Origin of the sequence: sulfur-oxidizing endosymbiont of Gigantopelta aegis (assembly GCF_016097415.1) — a bacterium.
GTDB lineage: Bacteria > Pseudomonadota > Gammaproteobacteria > GRL18 > GRL18 > GRL18.
On record NZ_JAEHGE010000001.1, the window covers coordinates 1,762,711 to 1,787,246 of the forward strand.

A 24,536-nucleotide genomic window follows, 5' to 3' on the forward strand; every position below is an offset into this window, starting at 1 on the left:
TGGCGCTAAAGGATATGATAAATGTCGGTTAAATCATTGAAAGATGTGTGTTTGTTCGAGAGTGAGTCTGTGAGTGAGAAATAATTAACGAATTTCTTCAATAGAGTATTTTTTTTCAAATACTAAGGGACGAATAATGGCATAGCCCTGATTTTGCCAGTGGGCAAGTTCTGCAATAGCGGAAGGGACAATCTTGACGAAAGCCGGGAAGTCTTTTGCAGTATAACCATAGTCATCTGCAGCATCACCACAGATTCGAAATTCAACACCTAATTGTTCGTAATAACGCATACGCTCCACTGAGGTTTTATATTTTTCATAATTGTGCTTTGCCAGGGTCACAATCTCTGTACCGTGAATCAGTACAATGATATTCATAAATTCAGGTGCCATATCATAAGGCTCAGCACTAAGGGTATTCATATAGGAGCGTAGCCAATAGAGGGCAGAGCCAATTTTGGCCGGTTCATCAAAGAAGAACTCGAACATGACATTTTGCTCTTCGGCATAGGGCGTATCAACATATTGAGCATTTGATTCTAAGATGTCTTGCTCATTGGCCAGCGTTAGTTTTGGGATGGCAAGCAATAAAGTGGTTAGCAACAATATCAAATTTGTTTTGCGATATAAATTCATAATTTTAGTATAGTAGAGAATAAATAAAGTACAGAAAAAATAGTTAGAAAATATAAATAGATGGAAATTAATGTCCAAATCCATTATTGTAAATAATACATTAGAATGCACTTAAATATTAATTTTTAGAAACTACTCTTATGAAACTATTATCATGAAAAAATTATTAGATATCTTTTCCTTTCCCGTATTAATCATTATCAGCTTATTCCTTGGTTCTGCTCCCATTGGTGCACAACCTCATTTGCTGGAAAAAATTAATATGCTTATGGCAGGCCAATTAACTGCCCCCATTGATATTTTTGACTTGTTTATGCACAGTACACCGATTGTTCTGTTAATATTAAAAACCATTTTTTATCTTAAAGATAAAAATAATGCCTGATTTTATATGCTTTCTTGATGCTTAGAACGTCTGAATGTGTTGAAATGAGAAAAGTGATAGATTTTATAGATTTATTGTCTATCATGGTAATAAGTAAGGAAATTTTTATTTAATCACATCCTAAATATACTATTAAAGTAAATACGCATAGAAAATGGTTTACGTAGAAGCAATCACCGATGTCCATGATACGCCTCAAGAGCGTTTCGATGCCTTATTGGAAAAAATCAAAAGCTCTCATGTGCATGTTGATCTGGATGCTTTGTATGAGGCGTTTAAGTTTGCTGATGAAGCGCATGAAGGCCAGGTTAGAGCATCGGGTGAGCCTTACGTTTTTCATGTCATATCAGTTGCCGAAATTCTCCTCACACTTAACTTAGATACGCCTTCTTTGATGACAGGACTGCTTCACGATGTCGTTGAAGATACAGATGTGACCCTGGCACAATTGGAAAAAAAATTCGGTAAAGAAGTCACGACTCTGGTTGATAGCGTCACAAAAATGAAGGTTTTTGCGACACTTAAACCCAATCTTAATGGCACCATAAAAAAAGAAGGCTTGAAAGCCGAGAACCTGCGTAAATTATTATTAGCAATGGCAGAAGATGTGCGCGTGGTTATGATCAAACTAGCTGATCGCTTGCATAATATGCGTACCCTCGATTCATTGTCACCTCGAAAGCAAAAAATTATAGCCAATGAAACCGCTGAGATTTATGCACCGCTCGCTAATCGTTTAGGGATTTGGCAGCTCAAATGGGAGCTTGAAGATTTAGCCTTTCGCTTTTTAGATGAATACAATTATAAAAAAATTGCCCGCTATCTGGCAGAAAGAAAAATTGATCGCGATAAGTATATTGATGATGTAGTGGGAGTTATTCAAGATAACCTCACTGAAAATCATATCGAAGGGGAAGTGACGGGGCGCTCGAAGCATATTTATAGCATTTGGAAAAAAATGCAGCGGAAAAATTTGGGCTTTCATCAGCTCTATGATTTACGTGCCGTTCGAATTCATGTTGATAAACTGAAAGATTGCTATCATGCACTTGGTGTCGTACATACTATTTGGCGACATATTCCCTATGAATTTGATGATTACATTGCCACGCCCAAAGAAAATAATTATCAGTCCATCCATACCGCCATCGTTGGTCCACAGGGCAAAACTCTAGAGATTCAGATCCGTACTTATGATATGCATAAACATGCAGAATACGGTGTGGCAGCGCATTGGCGTTATAAAGAGGGCGGTAAACAAAATGGTCACTATGAGCAAAAAATTGCTTGGTTAAGGCAATTATTAGAATGGAAAGACGAAGAAAAAGATGCTGGCGATTTTATTGATCGCTTTAAGTCAGAAGTCTTCCAAGATCGGGTTTATGTCATGACGCCGGAAGGTGAGATCATCGATATGCCCCAAGGAGCAACGCCTTTAGATTTTGCTTTTTATGTACATACAGAGGTGGGTGCTTGTTGCCGTGGTGCTAAAGTGAATGGCAAAATGGTTCCCCTGACCTATGAATTGAAAAGTGGTGAGCAGGTACATATTCTTACTACTAAAAATGGTTCCCCCAGTCGTGATTGGTTAAATCCTCAGTTAGGCTATTTAAAAACATCCCGGGCAAGAGCAAAAGTCAGGCATTGGTTTAAGCAACAAAATCACGATCAAAATTTATTGGCAGGGCGTGAGGTTTTAGAAAAAGAATTACATCGTCTGGGTATTGCTAATATATCCCATGATAAATTAGCCAAGCATTTCCACTTTGATGAAACGGCTCACTTATTTACAGAAATTGGTCGGGGAGAAATAACCACAGGACAGATTGCAAGTTCCATTCAAGAATTGGGTGGTCATAGTGATCGAAAGGCTCCTATTGATGAGCCAGTACAGCAAACCATTGAACTCTTACCGCAAGGTTCTGGCGATGTGACGATTTATGGCGTCGATAATATTCTCACTCAAATAGCCCAGTGCTGCAAACCCGTTCCCGGCGATGATATCATTGGTTTTGTGACCAAGACACGGGGCATTACGATCCATCGCAGTGATTGCCATAATATGCAGCAGGCGATGGAAGAAAATAGTGATCGCTTAACTGAAGTTGAATGGAATCATGAAGTCAATCAATGTTATACGGTGACGATTGAATTGATTGCTATGGACAGACAGGGTTTGCTCAGAGATATTACTGCTATTTTGGCCAATATTGAAATAAATGTACTGGGAGTGAATACTTCTACCAATAAATCAGATTATTCAGCGCGTATGAGATTGTCTTTAGAAATTGCTGGCATTGCTCAACTGAGCCGGGCTTTGAATCGGATTTCACAATTATCCAATGTAATTGAAGTGTATAGAATTCGTGAATGATGTTTTTATTCAGAAGGTGGTAAGGTCTAGTGAGGCTGGGTCGGAGTCAAATGGCTTAATATTATGATATTTATAATATAATCTAATCTAATCTAATCTAATCTAATCTAATCTAATACCATTTGACTCCGACCTTTCCCAAAACAAGCGCTTATTTTAGACGATTGATACCCAATGCTTTGAGTAGGTATTTTTCGTAAATGGGCTCGCTAGAACCTGATTTCATTTTACGTATAAAATACTTTTCAAAACCAATCTTCGCTAAATGCACCCATTTACCTTTTTTAAACCAGGCAAGATTACGTGGTGGAATTTGTGGAATCGCAACAAATGCTGCGCCCGTATTACCCATATCAGCCAGACAAATCGCATTCCAGGTTGCTTCGTGACTTGGTTCAATATCAGTCAGTTCATCAGCAATATTATGTACAATGGCAGTAACCATAGACTCAATCATATAGCCAGTCTTAGGTGCGCCAGTAGGTACAGGTGTTGCTTCAACAGGTGGGATAGCAATACAGACACCGGCAGAAAAAATATTTGGATATTTAGGACTGCGCTGATGTTTGTCCACAATAACAAAGCCACGAGGATTACATAAGCCTTCAACACCGGCAACTGCATCAACACCTTTAAAAGCAGGTAGCATCATGCCATGTTTAAAAGGCAGTTCATGTTGTTTCTTAATGCTACCATCTTCATTGAGTTCATCAATGAACATTTTACCGGCTTCAATTTTGGTGGTTTTTGCATTACAAATCCACTTGATTGAATGCTGGCGTAATTCTGATTCGAGCATACCTTGTGAATCACCCACACCACCTAAACCTAAATGACCGATATAGGGTTCAGAGGTTACATAGGTCATTGGAACCTGGTCACGGAGTTTACGTTTTTGCAGTTCTCTATTAAGAATGAAAGCGTACTCATAAGCAGGTCCGAAACAACTGGCAAAAGGCATGGCACCGACAATTGCCGGGCCTGGATCAGCTGCTAGTTCTTCAAAGTTTTTAAAGGCAGTTTCTGCATGAGGCAAAGAACAGATAGATTGGCTATGCTCTGATGGACCTGAACCTTCAACCTCTTCAAAGGCTAGACGGGGGCCAGTGGCTATTACTAAATAGTCATAGCTGATTTTATCGTTATTGTTTAAAGTGAGTTCATTTTTTGCGGGATCAATTTTATCGACCCGATGAGCAACAAAGTTAATGCCGCGCTTTTCTAAATAAGGACGAGTTTCAAAGCTGATATCTTTTCTTTCGCGCCAACCGACCGCTACCCATGGATTAGATGGTGTGAAGTCAAAGGTTTCATTTTCACTGACCATGGTAATTAAATGTTCTTTATCCAATGCATCGCGCATTTCATATGCACAAGGCATTCCCCCAGTTCCCGCACCAATAATAACAACGTGTGCCATAGAATATTATCTCCTGATAATTGATCAAATTAAGCTAATTTATTTTCAATGAATAATGAAAAATCCATTTTTAATAGGCATTGTTAACTATTTAAAAAAATTCTGGAGCACTGAGTTATAAGCGCAGTGGCAGAGTGAAACAGCTAAAGAATGTATGTAATTAAAAATAGCATATTAATTTCAAGATGAAAGAAAATATGAAATAATTTTATGAAAGGAATAGTCTAATCAGCGTAATTTATGCAACTTAATACAGGGTGTTTTGAACACGCAATTATAAGTCTGTATAAATAGAAGATGATTTAATAAATTCATTTTTAAATTGTTCAAATTAAATATTATTATTTTAGTATATAATAATTTGAAGGTATAAATGAAGTATTATATAGATGTGTCTGAGTTATTGTTTTTTACAATAATAACTTTTTTTAAATAAAAGTAAAGCAATTTATGACTATCGCATTCGATTATTTAAAAAAATCGTTATAAACCGTTAGCTTTTTATAACTGATGTATGTTTAAAGGTGCATTCCAGGATTGTTGAAAAATGTTTTCAACGCGGTGACGCAATACAAGGTCAACGTTAAGTAAGTCGATGTTATTTTTGACATGTTGTATGAATTGATCACGTTGATTTGCAGAACTATAACAGTCAAATAATTTTAAATGTAAGTCTTTGCTGGTGGGCATTTTTTTTAATTCATTCAGTAGTCGCGTCTCTGCTTCTGAATAATTGCCATAGGCAAGATAGGTATCAATTTCACTGATGATGCTATTCGATGTATTTGACCTAGTCAGACTATTTTCATATTCTTCAATTTCAGCAGTACTGATGTTTAACTCAAAGGTGATATCAGTTTCTTCTTCAGCTTCAACAATAGGGCTAGAGCCTTTAGCAGGAGAAGATTTTGCCTTGCCTGTTGGAGCTGAGTTAGAGCCATTGGCTGGACTAGAGCCAGAGTCTTCATCCGGTGTATTCATTTTCTTTTCAAAATATTCAAAGAAATCCATGTCTTCCTCATCTTTTTCATCACTGATATCAGTGCCTTGTAATGATGATGCGCTAGGGACTGATTGGCTTGCGGCTTTTACCTTGGGTGTGGTCTCTATAAAGGAGGCTTTAACCGGTGCTGATGGCTTGTCGTTGCTTGGATAGGGGGTATATGCGCCTTGCTTTATTTGTTTTCTCTTGTCGTTTTGTACACGAAGAATAAATAGTGTTGCTACCAGGATAAGAATAGTAAATATGGCCAGAGCAAAGGCAATCACCGGATTTGCTAATAGTTCACGGACAAAGGAGCGAGGTTTGTTTGTGCTTACAATAGGCGATTCGACTTCAAGTTCAATGGTATTTGTTTTAGGGATAACTATAGCTTGGTCATTATCAATTTTAGAAATATTGCTACTTTGAGTGCTTGTGCTGTTCTTTTTAGGCGTATCGCCCTCCGTTATTTCAGATATTGCTTCTGAAATCGGTGCTGTTGTCTCTACTTCTTGTTTTAATTGTTCTGTTATGATGGATATTTGGCTGTTCAAATTCCTATTATGAGAATCAAGTGTCTGTAATTGGGAGGTCAGAGCATTGATCTTATCGCTTAGGTTCTCATTCTCACTTTGTAAGGATTTGATTGTTGAAATCGATTTTTTTAGCGCCTGATTAATGATCTTAAGATCAGCCTTACTTGTGATCGGTGTGTTTAACAGCGTTTCAGTGGTTGGAATGATTTTAAGTTGGGAGTGGCCTTCAGGCTCTGTATTACCTGGCTTGTTTTTTGCGATAGCTGATTTTGCACGTGTTTCCAAATCACTCAGAAGCATTGATTTATGCTTATTGTCTACTTGCTTGGTCAGTGTGTTTTGTTTACTCAGTGCATTTTGCTTGTTTTGTGTTGGTTTTTTATTTGTAGCGATATTTTTCTGGGCTTGGTTTGAATAAGTTAGGGAATTATCTGGTAGCTGCAGTACTTGGCCTTGCTTTAATAAATTAATGTTATTATTGATAAAAGCATGGGGGTTTAACTCAAACAAGGCTTGCATGGTCTGATAAGTAGAAGCACTTTTATGAGATTTTACTTTTTTGGCAATTTCCCACAAGGTATCCGCCTGCTTGACTGTATAGGTAGTTTTATTGCTTGTCTCACTGGCAGTGCTATACGAAAATCCTGTTTGCTTGTTTTTGCGTGAGATGCTTGATTTGTTGGAACGGGGAGGCTTGTTATATTTTGCAGTACGGGCTATTTTTTTTGCTGATGTTTTTTGAGTGGGTTTGGCTTTACGAATTTGCTTATGGATAAACTCGGGAGGATCTAATAAGAAGGTATATTCACGATTAAGATGACCTTTAGGCCATTTGAGATCAGCGATAAAAGTAATAAAAGGCTCACGTATGGGTTTTTTTGAGCTTAATTCAATGACAATAGAATCATTGCTCATTTTTACCGCTTTAAAGCGTACTTTTTTGAAAATTTCCGGTCTGGGTAAACCGGCACGTTGATAGGTGCTAAAACTTGCATTCTTAATGACAAAATCATCAACTAAATTACTTTCAGAATCAACTAAGACTATTTGAGCTTTTAATGGCGTGTTTAAGGAAGAAAAAACGGTGATGTCACCTAAGCCAAGGGAAAAACCACTGCTAGGAAACACTAGGCTGGAAATAAAGAAAAATACCGATTTTTTCAACATAATAGAAATAATTAACCCTAAAAAGATGCTCTAATAATAAGAAATGTAAGACTATGTAAACTGAATGCTTTTTTTGGCTATTATACCTAAAAGTATGTCATTATCACAATAAATCAAGTTATTAGGACAAGTTATGCTTTTTCCTGATATAAACTCAGCTAATCAATCATTAAAGTGTTAGATATGAATAAAATAAAAAAACAAACTCGAATTTTCATTAATGGTTTTTTTCGATGAGTTTGTGGCAATATATTGGCTGTGCTGTATTGCTTGTTTTTCCTCTCTTAGTAGGGAATGCTCATGCTAATTCTGGCGCTTTTAGTGAGTCAGTGAAGCCCTTTGTCTGTCAATTATTAACCCCCGCACAAAAATCTACTTTCCAACAACTTGAGGTATACCATCGGCAATTAAATAATGGCTTGCAGGTGTATTTATTGGAAAACCATCAATTACCGGTGTTTTCTTTAAGAATGATTGTTGATGTCGGTGCAGCAGATGAGCAAATAAATGAGGCTGGTTATGCGCATTTGTTTGAACACATGATGTTTAAGGGCTCAAAAAATGTACCGGATGGTGGTCATTTTGATGCGATAAGGCAAATAGGTGGTCGCATTAATGCCAGTACCGATTATGACAAAACCGTGTATTGGACTGAAGCACCGGCGATGTATCTTGAACGGGTTTTATGGTTGGAAGCAGAACGGCTTGCTAATTTAACCATCAATGAAGCTACATTAGCCAATCAGCGTGCAGCGGTACTGGAGGAAAAATTATTACGCATTGATAATGTCCCTTATTTTAAAATTGCCAGTGAGTTTATGGTATCAGCCTGGCAGGGGACTGATTATGATCATCTTATTATTGGCTCAGAGGAAGATATAAGCACTGCAAGGGTGCCTGAAGTGACAGCATTTTTTAAGCAATACTATCAGCCTGATAATATCATTTTAGTCTTAGTCGGTGACTTTGATACGGATGAAGTTATGGGGCAAATTCGTCAGTACTTTAGTGTTTTAGAGAATGATGTTTTAGAGAATGATGTTTTAAAGAATGGATCTTTAGAAAATGATCGTATAAAAAACAATCCAGTATTTGTTACAAAAAAAAAAGGGAAGTCCGAACGCCATTATGATCCATTAGCGCCTTTTCCTCTTTATGCTTTAGGCTGGCATACTCCGGGCAAGCATAATTCAGACTTTTATGCGGTTGAATTATTGGCTGATATTCTTTTAAATCATGATGCTGCTCGTTTAAAACGACTCTTAAAAGATGACCGAGCCTTGGTTTTTGAAACGATAGGCATGCCGCTGACTTTTGAGCAAGCGGGTATCACTGCAATGGGCATGGTGCCACATAGTTATGCCGATTTTTCACAAATACAAATGATAGTGAAAACTGAACTGGAAAAAATTCAACTCAATGGTGTATCGGACGCAGAATTATGTAGTGCAAAAAAACATCGCCAATTAATGATTTTAGAAAAAACAGCCGACAATCGTCAAATAGCGGCTCTTATTGGTGATGGGGTATTGTTTTTTAATGATCCCTTACAGTTTATATCTGCGCTTGATGCATATCAGGGCGTGGAACATGCACAAATAAAGCAAGTGGCAAAGCAATATTTTACCGACGATTGGCTGGCCTTAGAAATAGAGCCGGGTGTTGGTATGCGTCTGGTAAAGTGGTTAATGGAAGTCTTGCCCCAGGGCTGGAGTGAGTCATTGGAGCAGCAATTTCTATGAAAATAGAAAACATTATGATCGCTTTATTCAGTGTATTATTGCTATCCAGTTGCGGTAATTTGAGTATGCAACAAGATATTTCTCAAGTTATACCGGTCAAAGATGTTTATCTAAATCCCGAACCTGAATCTGATTTTTTACCCAAGTCAATCAGACAAAGTGAAAGAAAAAATACTGTCACTGATGCTAGTATCGAAGTGATTAGCGATGGAAAATTTCAGCAAATCATTTTAGATAATGGTTTATTGATAGATTATAGGGTGCGTGATCAGATACCCGGTATTCGTTTAGCAGTTTTAGTCGAAGCAGGAAAATATCACCTAAATCCTAAAGATGAATTACTTTCACCTCTGGTATTGAAGCTATTAAAACAGGGTAGTAAAAAATACCCCTATGAAAAATTTCAGCAATATGCCAGTTTATTAGGTCAGCCTATTCATTATTGGCAAAGTGCACATTACTCAATCATGTCGGTAGATATCTTGCCTCAGGATTTGTCTTTTGCTTTGGATTTAATGTCACAGCAAGTGGGTTTTCTTGTTCCAGATATGATTAGTAACTCTGATGCTGCGCTAGAGCAAACTGCATTAGATCGAATAGTACAGCAGCAATTATTAGAAAAAAAGTTAACGCAATCATCGGGGACTTATCTAGCTCGATTATTATTTTATCAGTTGCATTATTCCCCAAGCCATCTTTATTATCACTCTCAGGCCAATAGCAAGGCGATAAAAGAAGTTAAAATAGCAGAACTCATGGCTTTTTATCAACAAAAATATCAGCCTCAACATAGCCGTATTATTTTGTCGGGAAATATTGATGTACAATCATTAAACAAAGAAGTTAATCGCTACTTTTCCTCTTGGAGTGATAAGTCTGAAGCTTTAAATAGAGATAAAAAATTAAAGATTGAAGCAGAACAGAGTAGCAATACCTTGTTGATAGCTCAGAATCGTTTTGATTATATTGAACGCCAGGGCTCGCAACAAATTGACTTGCTTTACGGACGGGTGACCGTAGCCAGAGATTCGCCGGATTGGCCAGCTTTAAAAATATTGGCTGCTGTTTTAGGGGGAGGGCCAAATTCGAGGTTGTTCATTGATCTGCGTGAACGACAAGGACTCATGTATGCCATTAAGGCCAGACAATTAAGTGGGCGCTATAAAAGTCCGTTCTTGATTCAAACATCTATCGCCCATGAAAAATTATTAGATACCATTAATGGTATCAATAATCACCTTGATGAACTTTGTCATAATCCTGTCAGTGAATTCAGTTTAAAAAAGATTAAACAGCAAATGTTGGGGGAGAATATTTTTAAGTTTCAAACCAATAGGCAATTGGTGAACAATAAAATCCTGCAATTTGAAAATGATTTGGTTGATGATTATTCAAAAATTCTGAATAAAAACATTGCCAACATAAGCACACAGCAATTATTTTCGGTGGCAAAGCGATATTTTTGTCAGGAACGCCAATTCATTGCTGTCGGGCAAATTAAACAGTTTGAGAAAAGCATAAAAAAGGCCTTGAATAATTATGCTATTGAACAACACCGGTTGCCATTAGAGTGATTTTTACCTATCCTACACAGTTATTTCACGGGTATATATCTGTGATGCTTAATCTTCTGTCCTGGTTAAAATTTCATGTCAAAAAAAATTCAAGCAATTCCTACTAATTTAATCACCGGCTTTTTAGGCAGTGGGAAAACCACGGCCATTTTAAGTTTATTGCGCTCACGGCCTGAAAATTCCAATTGGGCAGTCTTAGTGAATGAATTTGGTGATGTGGGTATTGATGGTGATATGTTTGCACAGGATGGTCTGGGGGAAGGGGTTTTTATTAAAGAAGTACCCGGTGGCTGTCTCTGCTGTGCTGCGGGTTTACCATTGCAAATTGCCCTGAATTTATTAATAAAACAAGCAAATCCAGAGCGTATACTCATTGAACCCACAGGGGTTGGACACCCTAAAAAAGTCATGGATGTGTTGACGGGCGAGTTTTACAAAAGTGTTTTGGACATACGCGCAACGATATGCCTGGTTGAAGCGCATAAATTAAATGATAGCAAATACCGTAATAATGAGACCTTTATCGATCAAATTAATATGGCTGATGTGATCCTTGCCAGTAAGTCCGATCAGGCAAGCTCGAAAGACTTGGACTTTTTTAAGCAATTTTTTCAGAACTTTGAGCCAGCTAAAGCAAAAGTAGAGACTATTGAATTTGGCCAATTTAATAGTGATTACCTTAATATTGAACGTAAGCTGTTACGTAGCGCCACTTATCCCAATGCACATGCGCCTGTTGCAGAAAAAAATCAGTCTTTAGATACGGATGATTCACACTCTCATGATGTACCCGTGGTTGATGATAATGCTCAAGCGGAATTCAAATGGCAACGCTTTGAAAATAATGGTCAGGGATACTATGGCTGTGGCTGGATTTTTGATCGCTCAATGGTATTTTCCAAGACCAAACTCATTGAATTTGTTAATGATGATGCCTTTAGTCGAGTGAAGGGAATTTTTCATACTGAGGATGGATGGATATTATTAAATCGTTCTGATGAGCAATTAAGCCAGCAGACCTCAACACATCGTGATGATAGTCGGGTGGAGCTAATAGAAGCACAAGCGCATGATTGGAATAAAGTTGAAGCTGCTATTTTAGCCTGTATTCAACCTAAAAAAATCATCTTAGAGTAAAAGTAATTAATCAGTATATTGTAATATTCAACCCTAGGGAATACCCTTATGTTTCTACTTTTGTTTCTATGTTCTCATACACGTTGAAATACCAAGGGGAACGGGGAGTAGAACTTAATCATCTTTTAGTCTTGGTTAAATTACCGCACAATTCAAGACAGGATGTTGCAGAAATTAGATGTGAATAATATTAACCATGATTCAGTATTAAGTTTGCCAAAAAAGCTCATTTTTTAATGGGCTTTTTTATTGGATCTTTGATAAAATTAGCCATTATCATTTTTAGCAATGATACCTTTCGATTTCATAAGTGGGTCCCCGGTGAACAAGCTTCCAGATATTACTGTTAAAGAACTCGTTCTGATTGGCGGTGGCCATAGTCATGTTGGCTTATTGAAAATGTTTGCCATGAATCCATTGCCCGGTCTCAGGCTGACCATGCTATCCAGTGACATTCATACGCCTTATTCAGGTATGTTACCGGGCTATATTGCCGGACAATACTCTTTTGATGATGCTCACCTTGATTTAAGACCCCTCTCTGAGTTTGCACGTTGCCGCTTATACCATACCAGAGTAAGCCATATTGATGCTGATCAACAGCTGATCTATTCTGATAATCGTCCTCCTATCCGTTATGATCTATTGTCGATTAATATTGGTTCAACCCCTGATGCTTTTGATATTCCCGGCGTCAAAGAATTTGCCATTCCGGTTAAACCGGTCGATCAGTTTATCAGCCATTTAGAGACGATTATTCATCGTGCATTAACAGAAGAAATGTTTCAGCGCATTGTTGTTGTGGGTGGTGGTGCGAGTGGTGTTGAATTAATTCTCTCCATCCAACAACGTATTCAAAGTGAATTAAAGCGTCAGGGAAAAGCCCCGAAGACGATGCAATTTATTCTCATTAGTGCGGCAACAACAATATTGCCATCACATAATAATTCTGTAAAAAAACGTGTGTTAAAGCTTTTTCAACAACGTGGCATTGCACTGCATTTGAACTCATACATTGCTTCGATAGCAATTGCATCATCGACAAGTAATATATCATCTGCTAGCAAGGACTCATCAAAATATGTCAGTAAAAAAATAGTCCATTGCAATAATGGTTCTAAATATGAAGCTGATGCCGTTATTTGGTGTACGACTGCCAGCTCGGCAAAATGGCCAAAAGCTTCAGGTTTAGCAGTGGATGAACGGGGCTTTATTAAAGTAAATGATTATCTGCAATCCATCTCCCATGACAATGTTTTTGCCGCCGGGGATATTGCTGCAATGGTTAATTATCCACGTCCCAAGTCAGGGGTTTTTGCCGTTCGCCAGGGGCCTCCATTATTTGAAAATATGCGTCGCTTTATCAGTGGACAGTCACTCAAAGCCTTTAAACCCCAGAAACGTTTTTTAAGCCTGCTTAATTGTGCAGACAAAACAGCAATAGCTTCCAGAAGTATGTTCGCATTTCAAGGGCATTGGGTATGGCAGTACAAGAACTGGATCGATGTACGTTTTATGAAACTGTTCAGTGATTTACCAGCAATGAACGAAACTCATGAACTGGAGATTTCCCAGCACATGGTGGATGAATCCGCCTTAAAACGCTTACAGGAAATACCCATGCGCTGTGGTGGTTGTGGCGCAAAAGTGGGCAGTACAATCTTAACCAGAGTGATCGACCGTTTATTAGAGCGCTATAAATCCAAGCAACAGGAAAGCGTGGTTTTAGGCTTGGAGCAGGCCGATGATGCCGCTGTAATTGCTGTTCCAGAGGGTAAATTACTGGTGCAATCACTGGATTACTTTAAGACCTTTATTAATGATCCTTATTTGTTAGGAAAAATTGCTGCCAATCATGCTTTGGGTGATTTATATGCCATGGGAGCGACACCGCATTCGGCTTTGGCATTGGTTACTTTACCTTATTCCTTGGCTGATATTCTTGAAGATGAATTATTTCAAATTATGTCCGGTGCGCTTGAAGTGATGCAAGAAAATGACATGAGCTTATTAGGTGGCCATACCGGTGAAGGCAGTGAAATGGCCTTTGGTTTAAATGTGAATGGCTTTGTTTCAGCTGACGAGATGATGACAAAGTCAGGCTTACAGTCTGATGAAGTGTTAATTTTAACCAAGCCGCTGGGAACAGGGACATTACTGGCAGCCAATATGCGCTTTAAAGCTAAAGGACGCTGGATCGAAGAAGCGATTGCGCACATGCTGCAATCAAATCGTCAAGCAGCCGATATTTTTAAAGCCTTTGGGGCTCGGGCATGTACCGACATTACCGGCTTTGGTTTGCTTGGGCATTTAGCTGAAATGCTAAAAGCCTCAAAACTTTCAGCGCAAATTGATTTGACTGCCTTACCAATATTAAAGGGTGCACACGACATGATTGCTGAGGGTATTTTTAGTTCCCTTCAGGATGACAACCTCAAGTTAAAAAGACTGGTATCCAACCTTGAACAATTTACCAGTCATAAAAACTATCCCTTATTATTCGATCCTCAAACTGCGGGTGGCCTACTTGCCGGTATTGCAAAAGATAAGGCTGATTTATGTTTAGAACAGTTACAGCAAGCTGGATATTCATCTGCGGTCGTCATAGGTATTACTCATGCTAATAATGACCTTATGTCCAGCACAATTAAACTTTCAGGTTAGAGATGTATGTCAAAAGCAATTGATAGAGATTTAATTCGTTCATTATTTATGAATGATGTACCCTTGATGGATGTGAGAGCACCGATAGAATTTGAGCAAGGGGCATTTCCCATGGCGGTGAACCATCCACTCATGAATGATCAGGAACGTCATGATGTGGGTATCCGTTACAAACAACAGGGGCAGGATGCCGCTATTAAGTTGGGCAATAAATTGGTGAGCGGTGAGTTAAAAGAACAGCGAATTGCACAGTGGCAGGCTTTTGCTAAAGCACATCCCGATGGTTATTTATATTGTTTTCGTGGCGGACTACGTTCACGGACAACACAGCAATGGCTGAAAGAAAGTGGTGTCGATTTACCATTGGTTAATGGTGGCTATAAGGCCATGAGACGCGTACTACTGGATGAGCTTGAACAATCAATTGCGGAGTCACATTTTGTTGTGTTGGGTGGTAGAACTGGTACAGGAAAAACCTGGCTATTAAAAGAACTCAGTGGGGCAATTGATCTGGAAAGTTTTGCTCATCATCGTGGTTCGAGTTTTGGACGTTTTCCTGATGGGCAGCCATCACAAATTAATTTTGAAAACAATTTATCCATAGCTTTAATGAAATATCGTGCTAATGGCATCAAGCAATTTTGGCTTGAAGATGAAGGTAAATTGATCGGCAGTATTTCTTTGCCCCTATCATTACAAAAAAAAATGCAGCTAGCTAATTTAGTGATGCTTGAAGAAGAACTGCCATACCGTATTAATATTACTCTAAAAGATTATGTTATTGACCTAGTGGCTTATTACAAAAATTATTATGCCTATTCTAGCGAAGATGCTTTTCAGGTCTTTGCCGACTATCTTCAGGCCAGTCTTGAACGCATCAAAAAACGCCTGGGCGGTGAACGTTATGTGTTAATTTTAGAGCAAATGAAACTTGCTCTTGAAGAGCAAAAGCTATCTGGTCAGGTAGATTTACATCGCATCTGGATCGAGTCCCTACTCACGCAATATTATGATCCAATGTATGATTATCAAGCTGACAAAAAATCACAGCGAGTCATTTTCCGTGGCTCTTCCCATCAGATCCTCGCCAATCAAAAGAAAAACCTTGATATGGATTAAGGCGTCTTTTTCCATAAATTGTAAAATCCTCTCAAGCTAGAGAATAGTTCCAAAGCGTAATTTTGGAACTTGTATTTAATTTATCTTTGAGGGGTTTCCTTTGTTGACACAGACAATTAGCGCCTTTATGACTAGCCATCATAAGGAGTGTGATGAACAATTTGCACAGGCAGAAGAATCAGTTGCTAATGGTGACTGGACTTTGGGTAGCAAGCAATGGCAAGCGTTTTCTGCTGAATTGGAAAAACATTTCACTCGTGAGGAAACAATACTTTTTCCAGAATTTGAAGAGCAAACCGGCATGACAGGCGGACCTACGCAAATGATGCGTATGGAACATGAACAAATGCGTGCCCTAGTGAATGAAATTAATACAGCCAGTGAAAATAAAGATAAGGATCATTTTTTAGCCTTGACTGAAACGCTGATGATCACCATGCAACAACACAATATGAAAGAAGAACAAATTCTCTATCCTATGACTGATCAATCATTATCGAATGCGGTTGCCATTGTCGATAAGATGAAGCGAAACTAAACTAATCGTATAGTTATTTTTGACTACAAAATTTTGTCGTGAATGAGACAGTGAATGAATTATTTATAGATGTCAGTGACTATGATCCCCCAGAGCCTTTTGAAGCGGTTATCGCACTATTAAGGAAAATGAAGAGGGGGGATTATATTCGTATGCTACATCGAAAAAAACCCTTACCTTTATTTCAGTTATTGCAAGAGCAGGGCTTTGACTATCGTTTAAAAGAAAGTTTAAAAGAAAGTTCAAATAAAACCGTCAATGAAGCCATAGCCCAAAGTGAATCATCAAAATTATGGACTATCATAATCTGGAAAAAAAATGACATTCCAGTGAATGACTATTGTATAAAGCATTTTTAACAAACGATTATAAAATTTCATGAATACTAAAGGGCTTTCCCTTAATACCATTCCTCCCTTGCTTATCCCTTTGCGATTTTTTTTAACTGCGCCTTTATTCGGAATGCTGGCGGCTTTATTTATGCTTTATATCGGGGCTGACCTTTGGCTTTCTCGTTGGTTAATGAATGCCTTAGTATTGACTCATCTTATGACCATAGGCTTTATGCTAATGGTTATGATTGGTGCCTTATATCAGTTTATTCCAGTGATGATTGGACGCTTTATTCCCGGTGGTAGTCAACGGGTAATGATAATACACATACTATTAACTGTTGGCACTTTAGCATTAACCTTGGCGTTTTCGCAGCTGTTTGTAGTACAGCAAGGCCTATATTGGCTGGCTTTTATTGCTCTGGGTATTGCAATTTCTTTGTTCACTTGGTCATTAATTCCGCTCTTCTTAAGTGATATTAATGAGCACTTAATTATTTTTCTGGTGCGTATTTTATTTTTTGTTTTAACCATTACCATCGGCTTAGGTTTGTATCTGCTCTTAGCTTATGCCTATCCTGGTTTGTATCAAGAATGGGAGTTACAATATCGTTTTTATACGAACATCCATGCTCTGTGGGGATTGATAGGCTGGGTAGTCATTTTATTGATGGCGGTGAGTTCTCAAGTGATACCGATGTTTTTTGTTACACCAGAATTTTCGGTTAATTACTTAAAACGCCTATCAGTACTGATTGTTTCTAGTTTGTTATTGATTACTTTATTGTTAGTGACGATGCCGATATTTGGCTTTTCAGACAATATTCATTTAGTTGATTTTTTTCAGATTTTATTAAGTATCGAATTACTATTTTTTATTTCTTATACTTTAAAGCTCTTACAGCAACGTAAACGTAAAATAGCCGATGTCACCATTCATTTTTTCTATCTGGCTTTAATTTCATTATTAGTTGCAATCTGTTTATGGTGGTTATTTCACTTATGGCCTAGCGGAGAATTGCTCAATTACTATCGTCAATATGAATTTAGCCTGGGGATCTTGTTGATTTATGGTTTGGCAAGCTCGGCGATTATCGGTATGTTACAAAAAATTGTGCCCTTTCTTATCTATCTGAACTTGCAAAATTTATCATTCAAACATCCGGAATCGATGTCGGTTAAACCTAATCTGGTACCGAATATGAAAATGATTATCTCTAGTAAACAATCCCGTTGGCAGATGTACTTTCACAGTGCTTCTTTAATGTTGCTTATTATTTCAGTGTATTTTCAAGCAATCGTCATTGTGGCAGGGCTTGCTGTGTTATTAAATTTTGCCTGGCTGAGTTATGCGCTATGGCAGGGATTTTATTTATATAATAAAAGCCAGCAGGCAATTTTGAATTTTCCTCAGTCTGTCCTTGACAGGGGTGTTATTTCTGATAAAAATGAGACTAAGATTAGTACTGTTTAAAAATTAATTTTAAAGGTCATTTAATGAAATCTTTTATTCGCTTTTGTCTACTCATTACGTTTACGCTCATTCTAAATGTTGCACATTCTGAAACCCTAAAAGTTGGCATTTCAACGGCATATCCACCGGTTGCATTTAAACATGAAGGAAAAATTGTTGGTATTGAAGCTGATCTAGCCTCTCATCTAGGTGAAATCACCGGCATGACGATTAAACTGATAGACATTCCCTGGAATGATCTGGAAGCTGCGTTAAATGATGGCAAAATTGATGTGGTCATGTCCGGAGTTTCGGTCACAGATGAACGTAAAAAACGCGTTGATTATGCCGACGCCTATATGACCGTAGGGCAGATGGTACTGATTAAGGCAGATAAAATTATGTCCTTATCATCTAAGATGGCGATGTATTCCGCTGGCAAGCGCTTTGGCGTTGAAGAAAATACGACCGGACAGACATTTGTCAATAGTGAATTTCCAGGTTCAGATATTCAGGTTTTTGCCCAAATTGAAGAGGGCATCAAGGCGCTTAAAGCTGAACAGATTGACTATTTTGTTCATGATGCCCCGACGATTTGGCAATATACCGTCATGCCTCAGACTCAGGATAGAGAGTTATTTGGCTTGTATGAATATCTGACCAAAGAGCCATTGGCCTGGGTGGTAAAAAAAGGCAATACTGAATTGCTGGCTAAACTCAATAAAGCGCTGGCAACTATGAAAGAGCGAGGACTAGTGACTAGAGCTATCAACCGCTGGATTCCATTGAAAATAGAAGTGGGTGAGTAGGAATTTAGGTATTATCCTTGCGTGATTGCCTTTTATGTCGGCGTTCATTGATGTGCCGGACGATGTGTAAGCGCCATAATAAGCGTATGCTTGAATAGGCAATTAGCGCACTCAAAGTACCGGCAATCAAACAGCCGAGTAAAAATGGTTGCCAGATGAGGTCTAATTGTTCGCTGAACCATTTTGCACTTAAGTGATATTCGCTGCTAATGGCTTCCTGACCCATAACAAAGGCACCAATTTTATAAGCACCATAAAATATTGGCGGCATAGTGATAGGATTTGTAAGCCACACGAGTGAAACAGAAATAGGTAAATTCACCCGTACTAGAATGGCAATACCTGCGGCAATGATCATTTGCATGGGCAGAGGAATAAAAGCACAAAACAGCCCGACAGCAAAAGCCCCTGACACCGAGCGACGATTAAAATGCCATAAATTACCATCGTGTAACAATTGACCGAAGATTTTTAAATGCTTATGGTCTTTGATCGTATTATGATCGGGCATGTATTTTTTTATAATTCTTTTGGGCATAGATAGCATCTTGCTTTTATATTGGATAAATTTTATCTAACTTTCGAATGGCTTTTATATCGCCTTTTTGTTACTTAGCCTGATAGTAATTTAGGATCAAATCAATTATGCGCACAAGGATTGTCGCGTTTCTTCTTGGGAATATCAGTTTTCTCTATTGGCCGAACGATGCATCTCTGGCAGATTATTTTCCGGAACGTGGAAGCTTGCTGGAAGTTATTTTTATATTGCTGGCTTCTGCTTTAATTCTGCTTGTTTTATTATACAAATCAAAGCGGATGAATGTTAGTTCATTATCCACTATTTTTAAGATATTTTTAAAAAATAAAATATGGCCGGTTATTATCTGGCTTTTTCAATTCTCAGTGTTTGCCTTAGCCGGTGCTTTATTTACTTCATTTTACATCCAACAGGCTGAATTGGTACTTGATTTAGAGCAATGGGAAGGTAAAACAATGACAGTAAAGGGCTATATTGATTCAATTCCGCATAAAACCTCTCGCAAACAAAGTTTTGAATTCATGCTTACGGCTAAAGAAGGCAAAGATAAGCGCTGGGATGATAGTTTCAGAGGTAGGGTTAAACTCAGTTGGTACCGACATTATGAGCGCTTAGAGAGTGGTCAGCAATGGCAACTGAAAGTCCGTTTAAAAAAGCCAAATGGCTTTTTAAACGGGGGCTTTGACTATGAAAAATATCTTTATCAGCATAGAATTGTGGCCACGGGCTATGTTAGAGAAGGTAAGCCATTAGCGCCTTCTGAGCAGTTACATGCAGGAATAGTCAAGCGATTGGTGTCTAATATCAGACAAGCTGTTGCCGTGAAATTGGATCAAATATTATTTGATTACCCCTATAAAGGCCTGATTAAGGCTTTGACCCTTGGGCTAAAAAAAGACATTAAACCCGAGCAGTGGCAAGTGTTTTTGCGTACTGGAACCAGCCATTTAATTGCTATTTCGGGCTTACACATTGGCCTGATGTCATCGCTGGTGTGGTTTTTGGTTTTTACTCTATGGCGTTCTTGTCAGACATTAAACCAGAAAATACCGGCCTCGATAGTGGCTTCAAGCTTGGCTTTACTGGCAGCGCTACTTTATGCGGCATTGGCTGGTTTTGCGATTCCCACCCAGCGGGCATTGATCATGTTGTCTGTGGTGTTTATGGCCATGATGTTAAAACGTGAGTTTCCTCCCAGTTATATTTTGTTATTGGCGGCTTTGGCGGTGGTTATTTTTGATCCCCTCAGTCCATTATCACCCGGTTTTTGGCTATCTTTTGGTGCGGTGGCTGTTATTTTATTGATTGTCTCTTCTCGATTGTCCATTAAAACAAAAAAAATCGATAAATTAAGGCAATTTGGCTGGCTACAATTTGCCATCTTTATTGGTCTTTTCCCACCCTTACTCATGCTGTTTAATCAATTTTCATTAATATCGCCCTTGGCAAACCTCATTGCTGTCCCCGTCATGAGTTTGTTTATTGTGCCTGTGACACTAATCGCCACTGGGCTTATTTTTGTATTTGAGCCTTTGGCACTGGTTATTTTTTCGGCCTTAGAATGGAGCATGGATGGCCTGTTTGTTTTTCTGAGCTTCTTAAGTCAATGGTCAGAGAGTTTAGTGAATTTATCACAACAGTCGTTGCCTATATTAATGATGGTTTTACTTGGCAGTCTCTGGTTACTTATGCCATCAGGTTGGCATGGACGATGGTTAGGCTTGTTTCTATTGCTCCCCGCCTTATTCATAGAAGCAGAAAAAATCCCTCAAGGCGAGGTGCATTTAACGATGTTGGATGTTGGCCAAGGTTTGGCCATGATAGTGCGTACCCGGCATCATAATTTGATTTATGATACCGGCGACAAATTCAGTGCACGGTTTAATATGGCGGATAGTGTCATTATTCCCTATATGAAATTACAGGGTATTGCCAATATTGATACTCTGATTGTGAGTCATTCTGATCGCGATCATGCAGGATCCTTTGAGGAACTGGTCAAACAAGTCACAATTAAACGCGTGTTATCAGGAGAACAACAATGGCTAAGTGAGAAATTGGCCTCATTTACAGATAAAAATGAAAATAATCCGAAGAAATTAATGTTAGGTATAAGTCAATGTAAATCAGGGGAGCAATGGCAATGGGATGGTGTGTACTTTGAAATTTTATCGCCAGAAAAACCCCTAAGTGACATCAAAGCTAATAACCGTTCCTGTGTTCTTTACATTCGCACGGCCACTAATCAAAGCTTTCTTTTAACCGGTGATATAGAAAAAAAGCTAGAAAAACAATTGCTTAAAAATTATCCGAGCTTGAAAGTTAATGTTTTACAAGTACCTCATCATGGCAGCAAAACATCCTCATCAATGGCTTTTTTAAGGCAATTGGAGCCGGATATTGCTTTGTTTTCGTTTGGTTATCGCAATCGTTTTCGCCATCCTTCTCAGACAGTGCTTAATCGGTATAAGCAATTACAGATTAAATTATATAATACAGGCAACGGGGCTATTGAAATTAGCCGCAATATAACGAATAATTCATTTTCAGTAAAAGAATACCGTGTTGAAAATCAACGTCGTTGGCATAGAGAAATAAAAGCACTTTAGCGTAGCGAACGGTTATATATTAGAGAAGTATATGTCAGCAAAAAAAGATAAGGGAAAAATGTGTTTGAATTAATCGTAGCCGGTGGCTGGATCATGGCCCCAATTATTTTGTGTTCTATTTTAGCTTTCACTATTGTCGTGGAACGCTTTTGGACTTTGCGAGAGAAAAGAATTGCCCCGCCCAATTTGGCCGAGCAAATTATTAAATTGCATAATAAAAATCGTATTACCAGTGAAGCCATTACAAAATTACATAACAATTCACCCTTAGGGCGTATTTTGGCCGCAGGTTTGCGTAATATGAATAGCCAACGTGAATTAATGAAAGAAAGCATTGAAGAAGAAGGGCGTCAGGTGGTACTTGAATTAGAACGGTTCTTGAATACCTTAGGAACAATTGCTTCGATTACACCGCTTTTGGGACTTTTAGGTACTGTAATCGGCATGATCAAAGTTTTTGCCGTCATTACCAGCTTAGGTGTAGGGGATCCTAAAATTTTAGCCGATGGGATTTCAGAAGCCTTATTGACTACGGCAGCTGGTTTATCTGTGGCTATTCCTAGTGTTATGTTTTATCGCTTCTTTCGTGGTAGGGTAGATGAATTATTACTAAAAATGGAAGCTCAAGCGGTTTACTTAGTCGAAGTGATTCATGGTGATCGTTCAGATATGAGTAATTAATATGAATTTTCGTCATCGCAAAGCAGAAGAACTGGATGTCAATATAACGCCTTTGATTGATGTGGTTTTTTTGCTACTAATTTTCTTTATGGTTTCAACCACGTTTGATCGTCAATCAGAACTGAATATTGAGCTACCAGAAGCCAGTGGTGAGATTTCTGAGTCAGATAGGGTTGAAATTGAAATTTTTATCGGCCCGACTGGCAAATTCACCATCAATGGTCATGAGACACTTAATAGTCAAATTGACACACTGCTTAGAGCCTTGCGCGAAGCAGCAGGCAATGATAATGATCCTAGAATCATTATCGCAGCAGATAAAAATACTACCCATCAGGCCGTCATGACAGCGATGGATGCTGCGCGTCAAATGGGCTTTGTACATATTACCTTTGCTGCTGTGAAGCCTGAATAATTTGATTCATCTTCAACTGACGCGCTTTTAATCGATAAGCAATGAAACCAATCACACATTACTGGCAGAGTTTTAACCTGATCAGTGTTTCCTTGGCGCCACTGAGTTTATTGTTCTGTGGCTTGGTTTCTTTACGTTGTTTACTGTATCGTCTGGGTCTATTAAAAACTGTTCAATCGCCTTTGCCGGTCATTGTGGTGGGTAATATCTACATTGGTGGCAATGGCAAAACACCCTTCGTGATCTGGTTAGTTGAACAGCTTCAATTGGCTGGCTATACGCCCGGTGTAGTGAGTCGTGGTTATGGTGCGCTAGAGGAAGATGCTCTTGAAGCTGAGAATCACCCCTGGCCTCGACGCGTTAATCTTCAGCAGGACATCCAATTATTTGGCGATGAACCCTATCTTATTCATCAGACAACACATTGTCCGGTGGTTGTTGACCCTAAGCGCTCTCGCGCAGTAGCTGCGCTGGCTCAAGAGACGGACTGTGATGTTATTATTAGCGATGATGGTTTGCAACACTATGCCATGACTCGTTTGATTGAAATTAATATCACCGATGCTCAACGGCTTTATGGCAACGGCCTATGCCTGCCAGCAGGTCCCTTACGTGAACGAATGAGCCGTCTTAAGTCAGTTGATTATATTGTTTATAACCAATTTCGAAATGCTTCAGCGACGCCTATAAGCGCAGTTAATGATAAAGAATTTATTATGGCGTATGAGTTTTGCGAGCTGAAGACTTTAGCGGGCAACAATGAAAAATCAATGACTCTAGCAGATTTTAAGGGTAAAATTATCCATGCGGTGGCTGGGATTGGTGAGCCAATGAATTTTTTTCAAATGCTGGAAGCGCAAGGACTTAAAGTGATTGCACATGCTTTCGCTGATCATTATTCATATAAAGCTGAAGATTTACTCTTTGATGATACCCATCCAATCATTATGACAGAGAAAGATGCCGTCAAATGCCAGTCTTTTATGGACGATAACTTGTTGCAAGAGTCATTATCTGAAATATGGTATTTACCAATAAAAGTGCAACTTGATCCGCAACTCATTGGTAAAATCACACAGCAACTCAAGCAACTTTAGAATCTTGGGTAGGGTGGGCACGCTTTTTGTGCCCACGCTGAAAAGTGTGAATATAAGGCTTTGAATCTGCGTGGGCAGATAAAGCCATGCCCACCCTACGGGTGAAGGCAAAAAACATTAAACATTAAACATTAAATCAGGGAATTATTGTGGACAAAAAATTACTGGATATTCTAGCTTGCCCAATCTGCAAAGGCGAACTTGATTATGACAAAGAACATAATGAGCTTATTTGCAAAAAGGATAAACTGGCTTTTCCCATCAATGATGATATCCCTGTCATGCTGGAATCAGAAGCACGTTCATTAGTCGCGGAATAAGTCAGTTT

Annotated in this window: 20 protein-coding genes; 16 read left to right on the top strand and 4 right to left on the bottom strand. The window is 38.6% G+C overall.

Annotated elements, in window-relative coordinates:
- Positions 1–84: 84 nt before the first annotated feature.
- Positions 85–636, bottom strand: coding sequence for a DsrE family protein (locus tag JEU79_RS08885; RefSeq protein WP_198263831.1), 552 nt, complete (start codon positions 634–636; stop codon positions 85–87).
- A 154-nt stretch (positions 637–790) separates the two neighbouring features.
- On the opposite strand from JEU79_RS08885, the gene JEU79_RS08890 reads away from it, so the two are divergent.
- Together JEU79_RS08890 and relA are read left to right on the top strand one after the other, a co-directional pair.
- On the top strand, positions 791–1,021 hold the full coding sequence (locus JEU79_RS08890) for a hypothetical protein (protein ID WP_198263832.1): 231 nt from the start codon (positions 791–793) through the stop codon (positions 1,019–1,021).
- A gap of 154 nt (positions 1,022–1,175) precedes the next feature.
- Positions 1,176–3,395 (top strand): GTP diphosphokinase, encoded by a 2,220-nt coding sequence (gene relA / locus JEU79_RS08895; RefSeq protein WP_198263833.1) that lies wholly within the window; start codon positions 1,176–1,178, stop codon positions 3,393–3,395.
- 151 nt (positions 3,396–3,546) lie between these two features.
- On the opposite strand, the gene JEU79_RS08900 is transcribed toward relA, so the two are convergent.
- A complete protein-coding gene (locus JEU79_RS08900) occupies positions 3,547–4,815 on the bottom strand; it encodes an NAD(P)/FAD-dependent oxidoreductase (RefSeq protein ID WP_198263834.1) in 1,269 nt (422 codons plus the stop codon).
- Positions 4,816–5,316: 501 nt separating this feature from the next.
- Positions 5,317–7,500: a type IV pilus assembly protein FimV gene (locus JEU79_RS08905; protein WP_198263835.1), complete on the bottom strand. Its 2,184-nt coding sequence runs from the start codon at positions 7,498–7,500 to the stop codon at positions 5,317–5,319.
- Positions 7,501–7,733: 233 nt separating this feature from the next.
- Here JEU79_RS08905 and JEU79_RS08910 point away from each other — a divergent pair, with 233 nt between their 5' ends.
- The 9 genes from JEU79_RS08910 to JEU79_RS08950 all read left to right on the top strand — a co-directional run bounded on the left by JEU79_RS08910 (position 7,734) and on the right by JEU79_RS08950 (position 18,868).
- Positions 7,734–9,242: a M16 family metallopeptidase gene (locus tag JEU79_RS08910; RefSeq protein ID WP_198263836.1), complete on the top strand. Its 1,509-nt coding sequence runs from the start codon at positions 7,734–7,736 to the stop codon at positions 9,240–9,242.
- Positions 9,239–10,816, top strand: a complete 1,578-nt coding sequence (locus JEU79_RS08915; RefSeq protein WP_198263837.1) for a M16 family metallopeptidase — start codon at positions 9,239–9,241, stop codon at positions 10,814–10,816. The genes JEU79_RS08910 and JEU79_RS08915 overlap by 4 nt, the downstream gene beginning before the upstream one ends.
- A gap of 75 nt (positions 10,817–10,891) precedes the next feature.
- Positions 10,892–11,953, top strand: a complete 1,062-nt coding sequence (locus JEU79_RS08920) for a CobW family GTP-binding protein (RefSeq protein WP_198263838.1) — start codon at positions 10,892–10,894, stop codon at positions 11,951–11,953.
- 321 nt (positions 11,954–12,274) lie between these two features.
- Entirely contained in the window at positions 12,275–14,617 is a 2,343-nt protein-coding gene (gene selD, locus JEU79_RS08925) for a selenide, water dikinase SelD (protein ID WP_246540123.1), read from the top strand.
- 6 nt (positions 14,618–14,623) lie between these two features.
- Positions 14,624–15,736 carry a tRNA 2-selenouridine(34) synthase MnmH gene (gene mnmH, locus JEU79_RS08930; protein WP_198263840.1) on the top strand — a complete coding sequence of 371 codons (1,113 nt, stop codon included), beginning with the start codon at positions 14,624–14,626 and terminating at the stop codon, positions 15,734–15,736.
- Between the two features lie 100 nt (positions 15,737–15,836).
- Positions 15,837–16,274 carry a hemerythrin domain-containing protein gene (locus JEU79_RS08935; protein WP_246540125.1) on the top strand — a complete coding sequence of 146 codons (438 nt, stop codon included), beginning with the start codon at positions 15,837–15,839 and terminating at the stop codon, positions 16,272–16,274.
- A gap of 50 nt (positions 16,275–16,324) precedes the next feature.
- Positions 16,325–16,633 (top strand): DUF2249 domain-containing protein, encoded by a 309-nt coding sequence (locus JEU79_RS08940; protein WP_198263841.1) that lies wholly within the window; start codon positions 16,325–16,327, stop codon positions 16,631–16,633.
- Positions 16,634–16,754: 121 nt separating this feature from the next.
- The gene (locus JEU79_RS08945; RefSeq protein WP_214660536.1) at positions 16,755–18,080 is read left to right on the top strand and encodes a hypothetical protein; all 1,326 of its coding nucleotides are present in this window, start codon (positions 16,755–16,757) and stop codon (positions 18,078–18,080) included.
- A 23-nt stretch (positions 18,081–18,103) separates the two neighbouring features.
- Positions 18,104–18,868, top strand: a complete 765-nt coding sequence (locus JEU79_RS08950) for an ABC transporter substrate-binding protein (RefSeq protein ID WP_198263843.1) — start codon at positions 18,104–18,106, stop codon at positions 18,866–18,868.
- A 4-nt stretch (positions 18,869–18,872) separates the two neighbouring features.
- Here the strand turns inward: JEU79_RS08950 and JEU79_RS08955 are convergent, their stop codons facing one another.
- A complete protein-coding gene (locus JEU79_RS08955; protein ID WP_198263844.1) occupies positions 18,873–19,406 on the bottom strand; it encodes a DUF2062 domain-containing protein in 534 nt (177 codons plus the stop codon).
- A gap of 107 nt (positions 19,407–19,513) precedes the next feature.
- Here JEU79_RS08955 and JEU79_RS08960 point away from each other — a divergent pair, with 107 nt between their 5' ends.
- The 5 genes from JEU79_RS08960 to JEU79_RS08980 all read left to right on the top strand — a co-directional run bounded on the left by JEU79_RS08960 (position 19,514) and on the right by JEU79_RS08980 (position 24,528).
- Positions 19,514–22,015 (top strand): DNA internalization-related competence protein ComEC/Rec2, encoded by a 2,502-nt coding sequence (locus JEU79_RS08960; protein ID WP_281400852.1) that lies wholly within the window; start codon positions 19,514–19,516, stop codon positions 22,013–22,015.
- A 60-nt stretch (positions 22,016–22,075) separates the two neighbouring features.
- A complete protein-coding gene (locus JEU79_RS08965; RefSeq protein WP_198263846.1) occupies positions 22,076–22,696 on the top strand; it encodes a MotA/TolQ/ExbB proton channel family protein in 621 nt (206 codons plus the stop codon).
- 1 nt (position 22,697) lies between these two features.
- Positions 22,698–23,111 carry an ExbD/TolR family protein gene (locus tag JEU79_RS08970; protein WP_198263847.1) on the top strand — a complete coding sequence of 138 codons (414 nt, stop codon included), beginning with the start codon at positions 22,698–22,700 and terminating at the stop codon, positions 23,109–23,111.
- A gap of 41 nt (positions 23,112–23,152) precedes the next feature.
- A complete protein-coding gene (gene lpxK / locus JEU79_RS08975; protein WP_198263848.1) occupies positions 23,153–24,208 on the top strand; it encodes a tetraacyldisaccharide 4'-kinase in 1,056 nt (351 codons plus the stop codon).
- A 149-nt stretch (positions 24,209–24,357) separates the two neighbouring features.
- Positions 24,358–24,528: a Trm112 family protein gene (locus JEU79_RS08980; protein WP_198263849.1), complete on the top strand. Its 171-nt coding sequence runs from the start codon at positions 24,358–24,360 to the stop codon at positions 24,526–24,528.
- Positions 24,529–24,536 lie beyond the last annotated feature (8 nt).